Genomic DNA, 2,538 nt, shown 5'->3' on the forward strand with positions numbered 1-2,538 from the left:
CCCGGTCTCGACCCGAAGCGCCAGATGCGCCTCGCCAGACCCGCCCTCGATCACCGTCGCCGCAAAGCCCCTCATCCCCGCCCCCCGCCCATGCGCGTCTGGAGCGCGATACGCGCCTTGCGCAGCGCCTCGATCGCTTCGTCGATCTCCTTGAGCGCAGCAGCGTCATCATGCGCCTTCATCGACTGCGACGCGCGCACCAGCGCCGCCACCGCCTCGCCCGCCTCCCGCGCAATCTCCCCGGCCTGCAACGCCAGCTCCGCCGCGCTCGTCACCGCCGAAACCGCCGTCTCCGTCATCCGCCGCGCCAGCATCCGCGTCACCGGATAGACCCCGAGCGCATCCTCGATCGCCACCACATCGGCCACCGTGAAATCGAGCGAGCCCTCCCGCTTGCGCGATACCGTGCCGGGCGACACCGCATCGCCCCAGCGCGCCTCAATCGCCGCCGCCGTGCCATGCACCCCACCCAGCCGCTCGGTCAGCGCCCGCACCTGCATCCGTAACGTCGCCCGGAGATCAAACATCAGAGTCCCCAAGGTTGACACGAATCATATAAGCTGGCTGCATAACCGAGTATTTGAATCTAGTTAGAGTAGTTGTATGCCTAATGTTCCCGACCGCGCCGTTATCGACTGGAATTTCAAGCTGATCGCCCAATGCGCAATTGTGCTGGACTTGCGCACCGTCACAACCGTTGAGCAGCGAAACGCAGTCTTGGCGGGCAACAGCGCGCCTGACAGCCTCCAGGCCATACTCACCCCCGATCAAGCGCTGCGGTTGAGGCGCCAACTGGAGCAGATGACGGATCATCTCTACGGGCGAGAAACACTGACTGCCTCCGCGCGAGACTGAAACCGCGCAACGCAAACACGGCCCAAGCCAACCCGAAACCTTGTTTTCTTGTGAGAAACAGGGCCGCAAACGATCTTGCGGGCATGAAACAGGAGCACTCATCAGCGCACCTCTCCGACTTCGAGACCAACCGCGGGAACCGGGTCCAGTTCGGGCACCCACGATGCCGCGGGCACGGCACCAGCCGTCTCGCGCTCAATCCGAACCGCGAGCTCGAGAGACGGAAGCCGCGCCCCAGTGACCAACGCGCTCATGTGCCCGCGCGACACGCCGATAATCTCCGCGAATGCAGATTGCAGCACACCGGCTTGGCGAAGATGTTCCGAGAGTTTGCCCATGCCCGTTAGTTTGCATGTTGCAAACTTTTTTTCAAGCCGATTGTTTGCCCAGAGCAATTAGCCAAAGGTTCGGGCAAATGGCATCATGCAAACATGACCAGTGCGATGAAGAAACTTAGGAATGACCGCGCGTTGACGCTTGAACAGCTCGCCGACATCACGGGGCTGTCAAAGGGTTTTTTGTCGCAGATCGAGACCGGAAAACGGCAGGCCAGCCAAGCGACGCTGCAACTCATCGCCGACGCATTGGGCTGCTCGATGTCTGCTTTGATTGCCGAGGAACTTTCAGCTCAGGCGCTCCGTGTCTTTGAAGCGCTCTCTCAGGACGGAAGGCGAGATGCTTTGCGCTATCTTCACTTTCTAGCAGATCAAGAAGCTTCAGCAGCATCCGCACCTTCATCGCCGGGGCAAGCCCCTCGAACGCATTCTTGAATTCCTCTTTCACGTCAGCGGCCTCCCCAGGCGAATGGCGGGAACATTACGAGAACAAGAGGGCAGCGCAACCCGCGAAATATTGCGGTTAAGCACCCACCGAAGCGCCACAACTTGAGGCTGATATCCAGATCTGACAATCCTGACCAGAGATAGCAGATCTAGGATCCGGCTTCGTATCATGAGTTGAGCCACCCTTCGACTCGCCCCCCACTTAAGGCGATTGTTCCCTGACGATCTGAAGCAGATGCAGGATGATCAGCCGCGGAAAACCCGAAAATCGCTCAGGTCTGGCAACGCCAGGCTTCTTCAGCTTCTCGGCTTAACCGGACACCGGAAATTTAGCACGCAGCGAATCAACGTCACCCGCGTGATTGCTATGTGCAAACTTTCCCCTTGCTTCACTGTTTGCTGTGTGCAAATCTCAGGGAGCGCAAGACAGCGCACCCAAGACCACCACTCACAGGAGGCAATGATGCGGCGCGATGAACCCAGATTTCTGCGACTGCGCGACGGGCTCACCGCGCCGCATCGGCCCGCCTTCCCGCTCACGACCTTTGCCGCGATCCTCGCCGCCGGGCTGCTCTTTGCCAACCTCGGCCTGCGCACCGCCTTGAACCTCGCCGCAGCACTTGAGCCGCATTTCTGCGACCCGAGCTTCGCCGCGGCGCCCCTCTATCCCGACTGCCGTTGACTCCCAGCCGGGCAACTGGCCCAGGCGTTCAAGCGACTCCGCGCCTGGGCCCTTTTTCTTCTGGAGACAGGATGCTCGATCAGACCCCCATGAAAGAGACCCCCGCAGATCGCGAGGTGCGCAACCGCGCCTATGCTGTCGCCGCCGAGGAGCTGCGCCAGTTTATTGAGCAATACGAGCACCTTGAGGCGGAGAAGAAGGACATCACAGACCAACAAA

The 2,538-nt window shown here is 60.7% G+C and carries 5 protein-coding genes; 4 read left to right on the forward strand and 1 reads right to left on the reverse strand.

Going from position 1 to position 2,538, the window contains the following annotated elements; genetic code table 11:
* Positions 1–71 precede the first annotated feature (71 nt).
* Positions 72–527, reverse strand: coding sequence for a hypothetical protein (locus ACFSM0_RS16210; protein ID WP_377392850.1), 456 nt, complete (start codon positions 525–527; stop codon positions 72–74).
* Positions 528–603: 76 nt separating this feature from the next.
* Between ACFSM0_RS16210 and ACFSM0_RS16215 the strand changes: the two genes are divergently transcribed.
* The 4 genes from ACFSM0_RS16215 to ACFSM0_RS16230 all read left to right on the forward strand — a co-directional run.
* Positions 604–855: a hypothetical protein gene (locus ACFSM0_RS16215; protein WP_377392853.1), complete on the forward strand. Its 252-nt coding sequence runs from the start codon at positions 604–606 to the stop codon at positions 853–855.
* 431 nt (positions 856–1,286) lie between these two features.
* Positions 1,287–1,625: a helix-turn-helix domain-containing protein gene (locus tag ACFSM0_RS16220; protein WP_377392856.1), complete on the forward strand. Its 339-nt coding sequence runs from the start codon at positions 1,287–1,289 to the stop codon at positions 1,623–1,625.
* Positions 1,626–2,100: 475 nt separating this feature from the next.
* The gene (locus ACFSM0_RS16225) at positions 2,101–2,319 is read left to right on the forward strand and encodes a hypothetical protein (protein WP_377392859.1); all 219 of its coding nucleotides are present in this window, start codon (positions 2,101–2,103) and stop codon (positions 2,317–2,319) included.
* A 71-nt stretch (positions 2,320–2,390) separates the two neighbouring features.
* The coding region (locus tag ACFSM0_RS16230; RefSeq protein ID WP_377392862.1) for a GapR family DNA-binding domain-containing protein at positions 2,391–2,538 on the forward strand (148 nt) is incomplete at its 3' end.

This window comes from Rhodobacter lacus (genome assembly GCF_042683065.1).
Classification (GTDB): domain Bacteria; phylum Pseudomonadota; class Alphaproteobacteria; order Rhodobacterales; family Rhodobacteraceae; genus Rhodobacter; species Rhodobacter lacus.

Excerpts from the sequence above, each read along its gene's own strand:
- ACFSM0_RS16210 (WP_377392850.1), bottom strand. The coding sequence starts at position 527 with ATGTTTGATCTCCGGGCGACGTTACGGATGCAGGTGCGGGCGCTGACC.
- ACFSM0_RS16215 (WP_377392853.1), top strand. The coding sequence starts at position 604 with ATGCCTAATGTTCCCGACCGCGCCGTTATCGACTGGAATTTCAAGCTG.
- ACFSM0_RS16220 (WP_377392856.1), top strand. The coding sequence starts at position 1,287 with ATGACCAGTGCGATGAAGAAACTTAGGAATGACCGCGCGTTGACGCTT.
- ACFSM0_RS16225 (WP_377392859.1), top strand. The coding sequence starts at position 2,101 with ATGCGGCGCGATGAACCCAGATTTCTGCGACTGCGCGACGGGCTCACC.